The following is a 14,260-nucleotide window of genomic DNA, read 5'->3' as shown; positions in this document are numbered from 1 at the left end:
CGAGCAGGGGGCACTTCTCCAGGGGACCGGCGGGGGTTCGGGAGATGGCGGGGTTGTCGGGTGTCCCGGGGCACCGCGCACACCGTCTGGCCATCGACTCGCCGGATCAGCTCCAGATGGTCACGTGCACCGGCGGGCGGAAGGTCGACGCCGGGACCCCCGAGCCGGGACTGCTGAGCAGCCGCATCGCCTCGGGCGTGCCCAGGAACCGGTGCAACGCCGACGCCGCCGGGTGGCGCCGGTCGGCCGGGAGCGTGCTCGCGTACCAGTACCGCTCCACCGGGGTGCGCGGCACGTCGAGCACCTGCAGCTCCCGGCGCCGCAGGTGGTGGGCGGCCAGGTGGGACAGCCCCGGCGCCACCCCGCCACCGCGCGCGGCGGCGTCCCACGCCGCGGCCTGGTTGGGGAACACGGTCAGGCGCGCGTCGGGGACGCCGAGCGCCCGGAGCAGGTGGCCGATCTCGCCGTCCGGGTCGGTGCCGCTGGGGCCCACGCACCAGTGCCACTGCGCGGGCCGTCCGAGCGGGGCGTGGCCGGGGGCGCCGAGCACGACCAGCTGGCAGCGGAAGATGCGCTCGCTGACCAGGCCCGGCACGCCGCTCAGGTCGGGGCCGATGGCCATGTCGACCAGCCGTTGCGCCACCAGCACGCCCATCTCGGCGACGCCGGCGACACCGGTGGTCAGCGCGACGGCGCCGGCGCTGCGGGTGCCGAACGCGTCGAACAGGGGACCGGCGACGAACTCGGCGACGTCGGTGGAGGTGACCAGGCGGAGCCGGTCGGGGGCGCCGCTGGCCGACCGTACGGCCGACTCGGCCTCCACCCCCAGCCCGACGATCTGGGCGGCGATGGTCACCAGCCGCTGCCCGCCCTCGGTCAGCTCCATGCCGCTCTCGCCGCGCACGATGAGCTGGTCGTCGAAGTGCTTGCGCAGCGCGGCGAGGGCCTGGGAGACCGCGGGCTCGCTGACGTCCAGCGTCGTCGCCGCGGCCTTGACCGAGCCCAGCCGCGCCACCAGCACGAAGGCCGTGAGCTGGTTCAAGGTCATTCACGCGATTGTGGTGCTCGACACCGGCTTAAGGGAACGCTTAGCCGGTGGTTGTCCGGGCCGCCGGACCCGGCCACGCTGCTCGCAGCGCCGGACACGGGGGTCCGGCCCGAGGGGAGCCCGCCATGCAGGTGCCTGCCCAGTTCGACTACGAGAGGGCGACGGGAGTCCGGCACGCGATCGCCCTGCTCACCCGGTACGGCCCGGAGTCCCGGCTGGTCGCCGGCGGCCACAGCCTGATCCCGATGATGAAGCTGCGGATCGCCAACCCGGAGACGTTGATCGACATCAACGACCTGGACGAGCTCACCGGCATCAGCATCACCGACGGCGCGCTGCGGATCGGGGCGATGGTCCGGCACGCCGAGCTGCTCGACTCGCCCCTGGCCGTCGAGCACTTCCCGATCCTGGTCGACGCCGAGCGGGTGATCGCCGACCCGGTCGTGCGCAACCGCGGCACGATCGGCGGGTCGCTGTGCCAGGCCGACCCGTCCGAGGACCTGTCCGCGGCGTTCACCGCGCTGCACGCCGTCGCGGTGATCGAGGGCGAGTCCGGCCGGCGCGAGGTGCCGGCGCGGGAGTTCCACACCGGGCCCTACCAGACGGTCGTCGGCGACGCGGAGATCCTCGTCGAGGTCCGGGTCCCGATCCGCACGGGCAGCGGCAGCGCCTACGAGAAGGTCGAGCGCCGCGTCGGCGACTGGGCGGTCGCGGCCGGTGGGGCGGCGCTGTGGCTGGACGGCGACACCGTCGGCGAGGTCGGCATCGGGCTGACCGCGGTCGGCGCCGCGCACTTCTGCGCCCCGCAGGCCGAGGACTTCCTGCGCGGCGGCCCGGCCACCGAGGAGCGGTTCGCCGAGGCGGGCCGGATCGCCGCCGAGCACGTGCGGCCCACCGCCGACCAGCGCGGACCCGAGGACTACAAGCGCCACCTCGCCGGCGAGCTCACCACCAGGGCACTGCGCCGCGCCGCGGCCCGCGCCCGCGGATCGGAGGCCTGAGCATGCAGATCACCGTCACCGTCAACGGCGCCGCCCACACCCGCGAGGTCGAGCCCCGGCTGCTGCTGGTGCACTTCCTGCGCGACGAGCTGCGGCTCACCGGCACCCACTGGGGCTGCGACACCTCCAACTGCGGGGTGTGCGTGGTCCAGCTCGACGGGCAGCCGGTCAAGTCGTGCACCGTGCTGGCCGTCATGGCCGACGGGCGCGAGGTGCGCACCGTCGAGGGACTGGCCGGCGCGGCCGGGCTCGACCCGGTCCAGCAGGGCTTCAGCGACAAGCACGGCCTGCAGTGCGGGTTCTGCACGCCCGGGATGATGATGACCTGCCGCGCGCTGCTCGACCGCAACCCCGACCCGTCCGACACCGAGATCCGTGTCGCGATCTCCGGCCAGATCTGCCGGTGCACCGGCTACGAGAACATCGTCCGCTCCGTGCGGGCCGCCGCCGAGATGGAGCGCGCCGCGCGCGTCGAGGTCGAGGAGGTCCAGGCATGACCACCACCGACACCACCGGCGTCGACGCCCCGGGCACCGCCCCCACCGAGGTCGCCCCGACCCAGGTCTGCGCGTCCACGCCCATGGGCTACGGCTCGATGCGGCGCAAGGAGGACGCCCGGTTCATCCGCGGCCAGGGCCGCTACCTCGACGACATCGCGCTGCCCGGGATGCTGCACGGGGCGATCCTGCGCAGCCCGTTCGCGCACGCACGCATCGTCTCGATCGACACCAGCGCCGCCGAGGCGCACCCCAAGGTCAAGGCCGTGATCACCGGCGAGACGCTGGCCGGGCTCGGGCTGGCCTGGATGCCGACGCTCAGCCACGACGTGCAGGCCGTGCTGGCCACCGACAAGGTGCGCTTCCAGGGCCAGGAGGTGGCGTTCGTCGTCGCCGAGGACCGCTACGCCGCGCGCGACGCGCTCGGCCTGATCGAGGTCGACTACGAGCCCCTCGACGCCGTCATCGACGCGCGCACCGCGCTCGACGAGGGCGCCCCGGTCATCCGCGACGACCTCGACGGCCGCACCGACAACCACATCTTCGACTGGGAGGCCGGCGACGCCGCGGCCACCGACGACGTCTTCGCGCGCGCCGACGTCGTCGCCGAGTGCGACATGCTCTACCCGCGGGTGCACCCGGCGCCGATGGAGACCTGCGGCTCGATCGCCAGCATGGACCCGGTGACCGGCAAGCTCGTCGTCTACACCACGACGCAGGCCCCGCACGCCCACCGCACGGTGTACGCGCTGGTCGCGGGCCTGCCCGAGCACAAGATCCAGATCATCGCGCCGGACATCGGCGGCGGGTTCGGCAACAAGGTCGGCATCTACCCCGGCTACGTGTGCGCGGTCGTCGGCACGATCGTCACCGGCGTGCCGGTGAAGTGGGTGGAGGACCGCTCGGAGAACCTGATGGCGACCTCGTTCGCCCGCGACTACCACATGCGCGGCGAGATCGCGTCGACGAAGGACGGGAAGCTGCTCGGGGTGCGGGTGAAGGTGCTCGCCGACCACGGCGCCTTCAACGGCACCGCGCAGCCGTCCAAGATGCCGGCCGGGCTGTTCCACGTGTTCAGCGGCTCCTACGACATCGCCGCCGCGCACTGCCAGGTCACCGGCGTCTACACCAACAAGGCGCCCGGCGGGGTGGCCTACGCCTGCTCGTTCCGGATCACCGAGGCCGTGTACCTGATCGAACGGCTGGTCGACGTGCTGGCCCGCGACCAGGGCTGGGACCCGGCCGAGCTGCGGATGAAGAACCTGGTCCAGCCCGAGCAGTTCCCGTACACCACGGCGCTGGGCTGGGAGTACGACTCCGGCGACTACCCGAGGACCCTGCAGAAGGCCCTCGACATCGCCGGCTACGCCGAGCTGCGCCGCGAGCAGGCCGAGAAGCGCGAGCGCGGCGAGCTGATGGGGATCGGGATCTCGTTCTTCACCGAGGCCGTCGGCGCCGGGCCGCGCAAGACCATGGACATCCTCGGCCTGGGCATGGCCGACGGCGCCGAGCTGCGGGTGCACCCCACCGGCAAGGCGGTGCTGCGGCTGTCCTGCATGAGCCAGGGCCAGGGCCACTCCACGACCTTCGCCCAGATCGTGGCGCAGGAGCTGGGCATCTCCCCCGACGACATCGAGGTCGTCCAGGGCGACACCGACCAGACCCCGTTCGGGCTGGGCACCTACGCGTCGCGGTCCACCCCGGTGTCCGGGGCCGCCACCGTGATGGTGGCCCGCAAGGTCCGGGAGCGGGCGAAGATCGTCGCCGCGGCGATGCTGGAGGTCTCGCCGGACGACCTGGAGTGGGAGAAGGGCCGCTTCCAGGTGGCCGGCGACCCGTCGGCGTCCGCGGCGATCGCCGACATCGCCATGGCCGCCCACTCCGACCTGGAGCTGCCCGACGGTGTCGAGGGCCACCTGGACGCCACCTGCGTCTACAACCCGCCCAACCTGACCTACCCGTGCGGGGCCTACATCTGCGTCGTCGACGTGGACGCGGGCACCGGGCAGGTGAAGGTGCGCCGGTTCATCGCCGTCGACGACTGCGGGGTGCGGATCAACCCGATGATCGTCGAGGGGCAGGTGCACGGCGGCCTCGCCGACGGCGTCGGCATGGCGCTGATGCAGCTCATGGCGTTCGACTCCGACGGCAACCACCTCGGCGCGTCGTTCATGGACTACCTGCTGCCCACCGCGATGGAGTGCCCGTCGTGGGAGCTGGGGGAGACCGTCACTCCCTCGCCGCACCACCCGATCGGGGCCAAGGGCGTCGGGGAGTCGGCCACCGTGGGGTCGCCGCCCGCGGTGGTGAACGCGGTGCTCGACGCCATCGGCGTCCGGCACGCCGACATGCCGCTCACCCCGGCGCACGTGTGGCGGGCGATGCGGGGCGACCCGATCCGCACCGACCTGGCCATCGACTGACGGGCGGATGACGATGGCCGACGGCAGGTTGCTCGACCGGGCCAGCCGGCTGCGCACGGGCCGCACGCCGTTCGTGCTGGCCACGGTGGTCCGCGCGGAGCGGCCCACCAGCGCCCGTCCGGGCGACCAGGCGCTGGTGCTGGCCGACGGCACGATCGAGGGCTTCGTCGGGGGCTCCTGCGCGGAGTCGACGACCCGCGCCGAGTCGCTGCGCGTGCTGACCTCCGGGGAGGCCGGCCTCCTGCGGATCACCCCGGGCGGCGCGGGCTCGACGCCCGCGGCACCCGGGGTGCGGGTGGTGGACAACCCGTGCCTGTCCGGCGGGGCGCTGGAGATCTTCCTGGAGCCGGTGCTGCCGCCCGCCCTGGTGCTGGTCTGCGGGCGGTCGCCGGTGGCGCGGGCACTGGTGCGCCTCGGCGGGGCGCTCGACCACGACGTCCGGGTGGTCGACGACCCGGCGGCGCCGCTGCCCGCCGACACCGCCGCCGTCGGGGGGGGGGCGCGCCGCCCCCCCCCCGGGGGGGTGGGGTCCCCCCCGCCTGCCGCCGGCGGGGCCGACCCCGCCGCCGTCGTCGTGGCCTCGCACGGCCACGACGAGGAGGAGGTGCTGGCCGCCGCGCTGGCCGCGGGCGTGCCCTACATCGCCCTGGTCGCCAGCCCCGCCCGCGCCGCCGGGGTGCTCGGCGCGGTGGCGGCCCGCGGGGCGGCCGACGTCGAGCGGGTGCACGCCCCGGCCGGGCTCGACATCGGCGCCCGCACGCCGAACGAGATCGCCGTGTCGATCTACGCGCAGATCGTGGCCGCCCGCTCCACCGACCCCCTCCCGCAGGTTCGGGAAGGCCACCTTCATGAACCTCGGGTTCAGGAAGGCCACCTTCAGGTCCACACAGGCCAGGAAGGCCACCTTCCTGACCCGCCGGTTCAGCAAGGTGGCCTTCCTGAACCGGGCGGGCCGCTACCCGGGGCGATGCCGCGGCCGCGGCAGGCGCCGGCGGTCGACCCGGTGTGCGGGATGGAGGTAGTGGCGGCCGAGCCGACGCCGTCGGTCGCTGTCGGCGACCGGTCGGTGTGGTTCTGCGGGTCCGGCTGCCGCGACGCCTACCTGGCCGACCCGGACCGGTACCCGAGGTGACCGGACTCCCCGCCGACGTCGACGCCCTGCGCGCCGGCCTCGACGCCACCGGCTACCTGACCGACGACTCCCTGGCCACCGCCCTGTTCCTGGCGGTGCGGATGGGCCAGCCGATCCTGCTGGAGGGCGAGCCCGGCGTCGGCAAGACCCAGGCGGCCAAGGCGCTGGCCGACCTGCTCGACACCCCGCTGCTGCGGCTGCAGTGCTACGAGGGCATCACCGCCGCCGAGGCGCTCTACGAGTGGAACTACCCGCGCCAGCTGCTGTCGATCCGGCTCGCCGAGTCGCGCGGCGAGCAGCTGCGCGACACCGACCTGTTCACCGCCGAGCACCTGCTGGCCCGCCCGTTGCTCGCCGCGATCGACCACCCCGGCCCCCGGCCCGCGGTGCTGCTCATCGACGAGATCGACCGGGCCGACGACGAGTTCGAGGCGTTCCTGTTCGAGCTGCTCGCCGAGTCCGCGGTCACGATCCCGGAGCTGGGGACGCGGCGGGCGATCGTGCCGCCCGTCGCGGTGCTCACCTCCAACCGCACCCGCGACCTGCACGACGCCCTCAAGCGCCGCTGCCTCTACCACTGGATCGGCTACCCCGACCCCGACCGCGTCGCCGAGATCGTCCGGCGCCGGGTGCCGGGGGCGGCGCAGTGGCTGGCCGGTCGGGTGGCCGGGGCGGTGCAGCGGCTGCGCGGCCTCGACCTGCTCAAGCCCCCCGGCGTGGCCGAAGCGATCAGCTGGACCACGGCGCTGCACGTGCTCGGCGTGGCGGAGCTGGACGCCGCCGCCGCCGAACGCACGCTCGGCACGGTGCTCAAGTACGACGAGGACGCGGTGACGGCCCGGGAGCGCGGCCTGGACGCCCTCGTCGCACCCCGATGACCCACCCCACCCATCCCAGCACCGCGCCTCGCGCCCGCCGCTTGCCCCCGTTCCTGAACCAGGAGCGGGGGGACGGGGCGGCGGGGACGTGGGGGTGAGGGTGGGCATGGGGGCGGACCTGCCGGGGGTGGCGGCGGGGTTCGTGGACCGGTGCCGGGCCGCGGGGCTGCCGGTGGGCCCGGACGGGGCGCAGCGGTTCGCGGGGGCGGTGGTGGCGGTGGCGCCGGGGACGGCGGCGCGGCTGCTGTCGTGCGCGCGGGCCACGCTCGTCTCGGACCCGGCGCAGCTGCCCCTGCTCGACGCGGTGTTCGCCGAGGTCTTCGGCGGCCTCACCGACGACGTCCGGCGCGGCGACCCGACCGCGCCGCCGACCGAGGACGGGAAGCCGGACGACGGGGCAGGCCCGGGGCGCCGGGTCGGGGGTGCGGCCGGGGGTGGGGCGCCCCGGGGCGCCCCGGGCGGTCGCGGGAAGGGGCCGGCGCGGGAGGTCGGGATGCCGGTGGCGGCGTCGGGCGCCGAGCGGCTGGCCGACCGCGACTTCGACGCCCTCGGTCCCGACGAGCTCGCGCTGCTCGCAGTGGCGATGCGCCGGTTCCGGCTGGCGACGCCGCCGCGGCGGTCGCGGCGGACCCGCCGGGCCGCCCACGGGCAGCACGTCGACCTGCGGCGGACACTGCGGGCGGCGCGGCGCACGGGCGGGGATCCGGTGCGGCTGGCCCGCCGGGCGCGGCGGAGCGTCCCGCGGCGGCTGGTCGTGCTGTGCGACATCTCGGGGTCGATGGAGCCGTGGGCCCGGGCGCTGCTGCAGCTGCTCTACTGCGCCACGGGGGCGCAGCGCGCGGAGGTGTTCACGTTCGCCACCCGGCTCACCCGGTTGACCAGGGTGATGGCCCGCACCAGTCCGGCGGTGGCGCTGGAGCGCGCGGCCCGGCTGGCGCCGGACTGGTCGGGCGGGACCAGGATCGGGGAGGCGCTCGGGCGCTTCCTCGACCTGCACGGCGGGGGCATGGCCCGCGGCGCGGTGGTCCTGGTCGTCAGCGACGGCTGGGAGACCGGCGACCCCGCCGAGCTCGCCCGCCAGATGGCCCGGCTGCGCAGGCGGGCGCACCGGATCGTGTGGGCGAACCCCCGCACCAGGCACGCCGGATACCGCCCGCTGGTGGGCGGGATGGCGGCGGCGTGGCCGTACTGCGACGCGGTCGTCAGCGCGCACCGCCTGGATGCGCTCGACGAGTTGGTGGCCGCATTGCGCGGGGCCGGTCGCGATTCGCGCCCGGCGGGGTGATCGGCACCGTTTCCGACCGGGTCCGGAGCCCTCCGGACCGGCCGCACCACGGCGCCCGTGCGGACGGCGCGGCGCGCGGCGGACTGAGGATCGTGCAGGTCAGGGGGTGCCGGCGGGGCGGAACGGCCGACCGGTCGGCCGCAACCGCAGGTGGGAGCGCGCGGACCGCAGCTCCGTGCGCGAGCGGCGGGTGCGGCTGTGCCGCATTTCCGCCACGACCGCGTACAGAATCGTGCCCACGACGATGGCCGCAACCAGGCCGAACAGCAGCACCTCGCTCATGGATAGCGTATTCCCGCAATCCCGCCGAACTATTCCGTGACGCCGCGTCGGCGGCTGGTCACGGCCGGTCTCTGAATCGTGGTGCGGTGGGGTCGGGGGCGTCCGCCGGGCCCGGCTCGGGCCGCGCCGGGCCGCGCCTGCGGTGCCGGCCGCCCCCGCCCACCCAGTGCAGGGCGCGGGCCACGACCATCGCCACCAGCAACGGGCTCAGCGCGACCAGGAACACGCCGGCCACCGAGAGTGCCGTCGAGAGCGCTGCGGCCATCTCGTCCCCTCCCCGTCCCGGCGCACGACCGGGATCCCGCGCGGGTGCGCGGCGTCGGTGCCTGCGTGCTTCGAGCCGCCGGGTGCCGCGGCAGATACGGACCGCCGCTCCGGGGACGCGAACGGCCCGGTGGTCGCGACCACCGGGCCGTTCGGATCAGCAGCCGCCCCCGCCCCCGCCTCCGCCGCCTCCGCCGTCGCCACCGCCGCCGGAGAAGCCGCCGCCGAAGGAGCCGCCGCCGGAGTCGCCGGACCAGCCGTGGCCGTCGCCGCCCCACCCGCCGCCCGACGAACCGCCGTGGTGGTGGGAGTGGTGCCCGCCGGGGGCGCCACCCAGGAATCCGCCGTAGGAGGAGCCGTTGCGGAGCCCGCCGTTTCCGCGGTACCGCTCGCGGCGGGCCATCGCGATCCCGGACACGGCGACCAGTGCGATCAGCGTGATCACCACGATCATTCCCATTGCTTCCATCGTTTCCCCCCGGTTCGAGACGTCGTGGATGCTGCTTTCCGGGCCGCGCGGTTCAGTCGCCGCGGCCGGCCGGCAGGAGCTCCGGCCCGTCGTTCTTCAGGGTCGTCCCGCGCAGGTCCCAGCGGGAACGGCGCATCCGGTTGTGGCGGATCTCCGCCACCGTCGCGTACAGCACCGCCGCGATGATGATGGCCGGAATGGCCACGATGAGGAAAACGATGTTCATGACATTCCCCCGTTCCGTCTTTCCTTGCTCCGATGTCCTGTGCTGCCGAGTATTGCGTGGATCACAGTGCGGTAGCCAGGATCTTGGGAAGGACTTGAGGAAACGGGCGGCCTACAGCTCGACGCCGTCGCGCCCGTCCTCGTCCACGTCCGCCCGGCCGACGGCCACGGCGAGCACGACGAGCAGCAGGAGCCCCAGTTGCACGGTCAGGAGGAGGTCTGCGCTGCTCATGACGTCGAGTGTGGCCCCGGTCACGTCGGGGGCGCCAGCGGGTTGAGGGTGACTTGAGGTCGCCTTGCGGCTGTGGTCAGCGAGGCCAGGTGGAGGTGCGCCAGGCGTTCGGGCCCACCGCGAGCGGTGCGCGCAGCCGGGCGGCGGGGTCGGCCCACGTGCTCGCCGGCCCGGCGGGCGCCGCCCGGTCGTCGCCCGCCGAGGCCGCCACCGCGGCCAGCACCGCCGTCAGCGCGGCCACCTCGACGTCGTCGGGCTCCCCGCGAACCACCCGGAACAGCGCGCGGCGCTCCTGCGGGGACGGATCCTCACTCATCGCGCCTCCTCGGTGGGGTCGTGGTCAGAGCGGGATGTTGCCGTGCTTGCGGGCCGGGGCCTGGTCGCGCTTGGTCGCCAGCAGGCGCAGCGCCCGGCCGAGCTGGCCGCGGGTGTGCGAGGGCGGGATGACGCCGTCGATGTAGCCGCGGTCGGCCGCGATGTAGGGGTTGGCCAGCGTGTCCTCGTACTCCTGCTGGAGCTGGGCGCGCTTCTCGGCGAGCTCGTCGCCGGCCAGCCCGGCCAGCTCCTTGCGGTAGAGGATGCTCACCGCGCCCGCTGCCCCGGTGACCGCGATCTGCGCCGTCGGCCAGGCCAGGTTGACGTCGGCGCCCAGGTGCTTGGAGCCCATGACGTCGTAGGCGCCGCCGTAGGCCTTGCGGGTGATGACGGTGAGCTTCGGGACGGTGGCCTCGGCGTAGGCGTAGATCAGCTTGGCGCCGCGCCGGATGATCCCGTTCCACTCCTGCTCGGTGCCCGGCAGGAAGCCCGGCACGTCGACGAACGTCACCACCGGCACGTTGAACGCGTCGCAGGTGCGCACGAACCGGGCGGCCTTCTCCGAGGCGTCGATGTCGAGGCAGCCGGCGAACTGGGTGGGCTGGTTGGCCACGATCCCGACCGACCGGCCCTCGATGCGCCCGAACCCGACCACGATGTTCGGCGCGAACAGCTCGTGCACCTCCAGGAACTCGCCCTCGTCGAGCACCCGCTCGATCACCCCGCGGATGTCGTAGGGGGTGTTCGGGGAGTCCGGGACGATCGTGTCGAGCTCGAGGTCGGTGTCGGTGAGCGAGTCGGCGATGGTGCCGGCCACCGGCTCCGGCGCCGGGAACGACGGCGGCTCGGTGAGGTTGTTCGACGGCAGGAAGCCCAGCAGCTCCTTGACGTAGCCGATCGCGTCGGCCTCGTCGTCGGCCAGGTAGTGCGCCACCCCGGACCTGGTGTTGTGCGCGCGGCCGCCCCCGAGGTCCTCGAAGTCGACCTCCTCGCCGGTGACGGTCTTGATGATGTCGGGGCCGGTGATGAACATGTGGCTGGTGCCGTCGACCATCACGGTGAAGTCGGTGATCGCCGGGGAGTACACCGCGCCGCCCGCGCACGGGCCCATCACCAGCGAGATCTGCGGGATCACGCCGGAGGCCCGCACGTTGCGGTAGAAGATCTCGCCGTAGAGCCCGAGCGCGACCACGCCCTCCTGGATGCGCGCGCCGCCGCCGTCGTTGATCCCGATGACCGGGCAGCCGATCTTGGTGGCCAGGTCCATCACCTTGACGATCTTCTCGCCGTATACCTCGCCCAGCGAACCGCCGAACACCGTGGCGTCCTGGCTGAACACCGCGACCGGGCGGCCGTCGACGGTGCCCGTGCCGGTGACGACGCCGTCGCCGAAGGGGCGCTTGGCCTCCATCCCGAAGTTCGTCGACCGGTGCCGCACCAGCGCGTCCAGCTCGACGAACGAGCCGGGGTCGAGCAGCTGGTCGATCCGCTCGCGGGCGGTCTGGCGGCCCTTGGCGTGCTGGCGCTCGACCGCCGTCTCGCTGCCCGCGTGCACCGCCGCCTCGACGCGCGCGTGCAGGTCGGCCAGCTTGCCCGCCGTCGTGTGGATGTCGGGCTCGCCCCCGGCGGCACCGGCGGGGTCGGCGAGCGGCTCGGTCGCGGCACTCATGGCGGCACCCTAACCGGGTGGTGGCGTCGGGACGCTCCGGAAGCGGCCCGCGTCACTCGTCGCGGCCCGGACGGTGCCCACCAGCGGCGGAACGGCCCGCCCCGGCGTCCGGCGACGGCACCCGGCCGTCCGTCGCGCGCACCCGCGCAACCACCGTCGTCCGCGGTCACCGGTCGAGCCCCGCCGGTAGCGTCCCGACCATGGACCGGACCGACCAGTCGCTGGACGTCGACGCCCTGCGGGCGGCCGTGGTCGGCCCGTGGGCGACGCTCGACGTGGTGGAGCGCACCGGCTCGACCAACGCCGACCTCCTCGCCGCCGCGGCCGCGGGCGCCCCCGACCGCGCGGTGCTGACCGCCGACCACCAGGACTCCGGACGCGGCAGGCTGACCCGCAGCTGGGCGGCCCCGGCCGGCACCGGCATCGCGGTCAGCGTCCTGCTGCGCCCGCAGGGCGTGCCGCCGTCCCGGTTCGGGTGGCTGCCGCTGCTGGCCGGGCTGGCCGTGCTGGACACGGTCCGCGACCTCGGCGTGGCGACCGCCGGGCTCAAGTGGCCCAACGACTGCCTCGTCGGCGCCGAGCAGCGCAAGGTCGCCGGCATCCTGGCCGAGGTCGCAGGCCACGTCAGCCCGGCCGTCGTGCTCGGCATCGGGCTCAACGTCACCGACGTCCCGCCCCACACCCCGACGGCCACCAGCCTCGCCGCGGAGGGCTGCGCAGCCGGCCGGACCGACGTGCTGGTCACGCTGCTGCGGCGGCTGGCGGAGCGGGAGTCCGAGTGGCGCGAGGCCCGCGGCGACCCCGACGCCCACCGGCTGCGCTCGGACTACCGGGCCGGCTGCCTCAGCCTGGGCTCCGAGGTCCGGGTGGAGCTGCCGGCCGCGGCGTCGATCGTCGGCATCGCCGAGGACGTCGACCGCGACGGTCGCCTGCTGCTGCTCGACGCGGCGGGGCACCGCCGGGCCGTGGCCGCGGGCGACGTCGTGCACGTCCGACCCGCCGACCGCACCGGGGGCTGAGCACCCGGCGCGCTCGGTAGGTTGGGCCCGTGGCGTACCCCGATGGCCTCCTCGTCGACGGCGAGCAGGTCGTCATGCACAAGCACCCGCACTGGAAGCTGCTCATCGTCCCGGTGCTGGTGCTGCTGGTCGTGGTCGGTCTGGGCAGCTTCCTGGCCTCGCTGGTCAGCATCCAGCCGTGGGCGCCGTGGGCGTGGCTCGGCCTGGGCGCGCTGGCACTGGTGCTGGTCGTCTGGCTGACCGTGGTCCCGGTGATCCGGTGGCGCACCACCCACTTCGTGATCACCACTCGCCGGGTGCTCATCCGCGAGGGCGTGCTCACCCGCCACGGCATCGACATCCCGATGAGCCGCATCAGCAGCGTGCAGTTCCGGCACACGCTGCTCGAGCGCCTGCTGGGCTGCGGCACGCTGATCATCGAGTCGGCGTCGGAGGAACCGTTGGAGTTCGACGACGTGCCCGACGTCGAGCGCGTGCACTCGATGCTCTACGCGGAGGTGGCGGATGAATCGTGAGACCGTGCCGGAACCGGCCCTGCCGATGGTGGTCCCCGCGGGCGGCCTGCCGGAGCGCGTGACGATCTACGAGGTGGGCGCGCGCGACGGGCTGCAGAACGAGTCCGGGACGGTGCCGGTCGGGGTGAAGGTCGAGTTCCTCGACCGGCTGGCCGCAGCCGGCCTGCGCGTCCTGGAGGCGACCAGCTTCGTGCACCCGAGGTGGGTGCCCCAGCTCGCGGACGCCACCGAGCTGCTCGCCGCGCTCCACCGCGCCGACGGCGTCGACTACCCGGTGCTGGTGCCCAACGAGCGGGGCCTCGACCGCGCCCTGCACGCCGGCGTCGCGCACGTGGCGATCTTCGCCAGCGCCACCGAGACGTTCGCGCGGCGCAACCTCAACCGCAGCCTCGACGAGCAGTTCGCCATGTTCGAGCCGGTCGTCCGGCGGGCGGTCGAGGAGGGCCTGCGGGTGCGCGGGTACGTGTCGATGTGCTTCGGCGACCCGTGGGAGGGCGCCGTCGCGCCCGCGCAGGTCGCGGCGGCCTCCCGACGGCTCGTGGAGATGGGCTGCGAGCAGATCTCCCTCGGCGACACCATCGGCGTCGGCACCCCCGGCCACGTCGACGCCGTGCTGGACGCCTGCGCGACCGACGGGACCGGCGTCGACCGGCTCGCCGTGCACTTCCACGACACCTACGGCCAGGCGCTGTCCAACACCCTGGCCGCGCTGCGCCGCGGCGTCACCACCGTCGACGCCAGCGCGGGCGGGCTGGGCGGCTGCCCGTACGCCGAGTCGGCCACCGGCAACCTGGCCACCGAGGACCTCGTCTGGATGCTCGACGGGCTCGGCATCGAGCACGGGGTGCACCTGCCGACGCTGGTCGACACCAGCGTCTGGATGGCCCAGATGTTGGGCCGTCCGTCGCCATCGCGGGTAGTCCGGGCGTTGGCCGACCCTGCCTGATCAGTCAGGGGGCCGTGACCGGGGCCACGGCGGCGCTTAGCGTCGAGCTGATCCGTCAGC

16 protein-coding genes are annotated in these 14,260 nt (G+C 74.5%); 9 read left to right on the top strand and 7 right to left on the bottom strand.

The genetic code is table 11. The features are described 5' to 3' along the window. Window positions 1-106: 106 nt before the first annotated feature. On the bottom strand, window positions 107-1,048 hold the full coding sequence (locus KDL28_RS06970; RefSeq protein WP_252436424.1) for a LysR family transcriptional regulator: 942 nt from the start codon (window positions 1,046-1,048) through the stop codon (window positions 107-109). Between the two features lie 125 nt (window positions 1,049-1,173). Here KDL28_RS06970 and KDL28_RS06965 point away from each other — a divergent pair, with 125 nt between their 5' ends. The 6 genes from KDL28_RS06965 to KDL28_RS06940 all read left to right on the top strand — a co-directional run bounded on the left by KDL28_RS06965 (window position 1,174) and on the right by KDL28_RS06940 (window position 8,264). Continuing rightward, window positions 1,174-2,049: an FAD binding domain-containing protein gene (locus KDL28_RS06965; RefSeq protein WP_252436422.1), complete on the top strand. Its 876-nt coding sequence runs from the start codon at window positions 1,174-1,176 to the stop codon at window positions 2,047-2,049. Between the two features lie 2 nt (window positions 2,050-2,051). After that, window positions 2,052-2,546 carry a (2Fe-2S)-binding protein gene (locus KDL28_RS06960; RefSeq protein WP_252436420.1) on the top strand — a complete coding sequence of 165 codons (495 nt, stop codon included), beginning with the start codon at window positions 2,052-2,054 and terminating at the stop codon, window positions 2,544-2,546. An 83-nt stretch (window positions 2,547-2,629) separates the two neighbouring features. Next, on the top strand, window positions 2,630-4,969 hold the full coding sequence (locus KDL28_RS06955) for an aerobic carbon-monoxide dehydrogenase large subunit (RefSeq protein ID WP_252436652.1): 2,340 nt from the start codon (window positions 2,630-2,632) through the stop codon (window positions 4,967-4,969). Between the two features lie 7 nt (window positions 4,970-4,976). Then, complete coding sequence (locus KDL28_RS06950; protein WP_308215939.1) at window positions 4,977-6,101, top strand: XdhC family protein; 1,125 nt, start codon at window positions 4,977-4,979, stop codon at window positions 6,099-6,101. Then, window positions 6,098-6,979, top strand: a complete 882-nt coding sequence (locus tag KDL28_RS06945; protein WP_252436419.1) for an AAA family ATPase — start codon at window positions 6,098-6,100, stop codon at window positions 6,977-6,979. Before KDL28_RS06950 ends, KDL28_RS06945 begins: the two co-directional genes overlap by 4 nt. Before the next feature lie 106 nt (window positions 6,980-7,085). Next, a complete protein-coding gene (locus KDL28_RS06940) occupies window positions 7,086-8,264 on the top strand; it encodes a vWA domain-containing protein (RefSeq protein WP_252436417.1) in 1,179 nt (392 codons plus the stop codon). 99 nt (window positions 8,265-8,363) lie between these two features. Here the strand turns inward: KDL28_RS06940 and KDL28_RS06935 are convergent, their stop codons facing one another. From KDL28_RS06935 to KDL28_RS06910, 6 genes are all read right to left on the bottom strand, one after another. Continuing rightward, window positions 8,364-8,546 (bottom strand): hypothetical protein, encoded by a 183-nt coding sequence (locus KDL28_RS06935; RefSeq protein ID WP_252436416.1) that lies wholly within the window; start codon window positions 8,544-8,546, stop codon window positions 8,364-8,366. Between the two features lie 58 nt (window positions 8,547-8,604). Next, window positions 8,605-8,811 carry a hypothetical protein gene (locus tag KDL28_RS06930; RefSeq protein WP_252436414.1) on the bottom strand — a complete coding sequence of 69 codons (207 nt, stop codon included), beginning with the start codon at window positions 8,809-8,811 and terminating at the stop codon, window positions 8,605-8,607. Between the two features lie 156 nt (window positions 8,812-8,967). Beyond that, window positions 8,968-9,270, bottom strand: coding sequence for a hypothetical protein (locus KDL28_RS06925; RefSeq protein ID WP_252436412.1), 303 nt, complete (start codon window positions 9,268-9,270; stop codon window positions 8,968-8,970). A gap of 61 nt (window positions 9,271-9,331) precedes the next feature. After that, window positions 9,332-9,505 carry a hypothetical protein gene (locus KDL28_RS06920; protein ID WP_252436411.1) on the bottom strand — a complete coding sequence of 58 codons (174 nt, stop codon included), beginning with the start codon at window positions 9,503-9,505 and terminating at the stop codon, window positions 9,332-9,334. Window positions 9,506-9,812: 307 nt separating this feature from the next. Next, window positions 9,813-10,052, bottom strand: coding sequence for an acyl-CoA carboxylase epsilon subunit (locus tag KDL28_RS06915; RefSeq protein ID WP_252436409.1), 240 nt, complete (start codon window positions 10,050-10,052; stop codon window positions 9,813-9,815). Between the two features lie 24 nt (window positions 10,053-10,076). Continuing rightward, a complete protein-coding gene (locus KDL28_RS06910; protein ID WP_252436408.1) occupies window positions 10,077-11,720 on the bottom strand; it encodes an acyl-CoA carboxylase subunit beta in 1,644 nt (547 codons plus the stop codon). A 200-nt stretch (window positions 11,721-11,920) separates the two neighbouring features. Here KDL28_RS06910 and KDL28_RS06905 point away from each other — a divergent pair, with 200 nt between their 5' ends. The 3 genes from KDL28_RS06905 to KDL28_RS06895 are packed head-to-tail and all read left to right on the top strand — an operon-like array spanning window position 11,921 to window position 14,200. After that, the gene (locus KDL28_RS06905) at window positions 11,921-12,739 is read left to right on the top strand and encodes a biotin--[acetyl-CoA-carboxylase] ligase (RefSeq protein WP_252436406.1); all 819 of its coding nucleotides are present in this window, start codon (window positions 11,921-11,923) and stop codon (window positions 12,737-12,739) included. A gap of 29 nt (window positions 12,740-12,768) precedes the next feature. Next, window positions 12,769-13,254 carry a PH domain-containing protein gene (locus KDL28_RS06900; protein WP_252436405.1) on the top strand — a complete coding sequence of 162 codons (486 nt, stop codon included), beginning with the start codon at window positions 12,769-12,771 and terminating at the stop codon, window positions 13,252-13,254. Then, on the top strand, window positions 13,244-14,200 hold the full coding sequence (locus KDL28_RS06895; protein WP_252436404.1) for a hydroxymethylglutaryl-CoA lyase: 957 nt from the start codon (window positions 13,244-13,246) through the stop codon (window positions 14,198-14,200). Before KDL28_RS06900 ends, KDL28_RS06895 begins: the two co-directional genes overlap by 11 nt. The last annotated feature ends 60 nt before the right edge of the window (window positions 14,201-14,260 follow it).

This window comes from Pseudonocardia humida, assembly GCF_023898865.1.
Lineage (GTDB): Bacteria > Actinomycetota > Actinomycetes > Mycobacteriales > Pseudonocardiaceae > Pseudonocardia > Pseudonocardia humida.
Note: the sequence above shows the minus strand (reverse complement) of the source record. Positions and strands in the feature narration are given on the sequence as shown.

Excerpts from the sequence above, each read along its gene's own strand:
- KDL28_RS06920 (WP_252436411.1), bottom strand. The coding sequence starts at position 9,505 with ATGAACATCGTTTTCCTCATCGTGGCCATTCCGGCCATCATCATCGCG.
- KDL28_RS06940 (WP_252436417.1), top strand. The coding sequence starts at position 7,086 with ATGGGGGCGGACCTGCCGGGGGTGGCGGCGGGGTTCGTGGACCGGTGC.
- KDL28_RS06960 (WP_252436420.1), top strand. The coding sequence starts at position 2,052 with ATGCAGATCACCGTCACCGTCAACGGCGCCGCCCACACCCGCGAGGTC.
- KDL28_RS06915 (WP_252436409.1), bottom strand. The coding sequence starts at position 10,052 with ATGAGTGAGGATCCGTCCCCGCAGGAGCGCCGCGCGCTGTTCCGGGTG.
- KDL28_RS06950 (WP_308215939.1), top strand. The coding sequence starts at position 4,977 with ATGACGATGGCCGACGGCAGGTTGCTCGACCGGGCCAGCCGGCTGCGC.
- KDL28_RS06905 (WP_252436406.1), top strand. The coding sequence starts at position 11,921 with ATGGACCGGACCGACCAGTCGCTGGACGTCGACGCCCTGCGGGCGGCC.
- KDL28_RS06955 (WP_252436652.1), top strand. The coding sequence starts at position 2,630 with ATGGGCTACGGCTCGATGCGGCGCAAGGAGGACGCCCGGTTCATCCGC.
- KDL28_RS06910 (WP_252436408.1), bottom strand. The coding sequence starts at position 11,720 with ATGAGTGCCGCGACCGAGCCGCTCGCCGACCCCGCCGGTGCCGCCGGG.
- KDL28_RS06970 (WP_252436424.1), bottom strand. The coding sequence starts at position 1,048 with ATGACCTTGAACCAGCTCACGGCCTTCGTGCTGGTGGCGCGGCTGGGC.
- KDL28_RS06935 (WP_252436416.1), bottom strand. The coding sequence starts at position 8,546 with ATGAGCGAGGTGCTGCTGTTCGGCCTGGTTGCGGCCATCGTCGTGGGC.
- KDL28_RS06930 (WP_252436414.1), bottom strand. The coding sequence starts at position 8,811 with ATGGCCGCAGCGCTCTCGACGGCACTCTCGGTGGCCGGCGTGTTCCTG.
- KDL28_RS06965 (WP_252436422.1), top strand. The coding sequence starts at position 1,174 with ATGCAGGTGCCTGCCCAGTTCGACTACGAGAGGGCGACGGGAGTCCGG.
- KDL28_RS06925 (WP_252436412.1), bottom strand. The coding sequence starts at position 9,270 with ATGGGAATGATCGTGGTGATCACGCTGATCGCACTGGTCGCCGTGTCC.
- KDL28_RS06895 (WP_252436404.1), top strand. The coding sequence starts at position 13,244 with ATGAATCGTGAGACCGTGCCGGAACCGGCCCTGCCGATGGTGGTCCCC.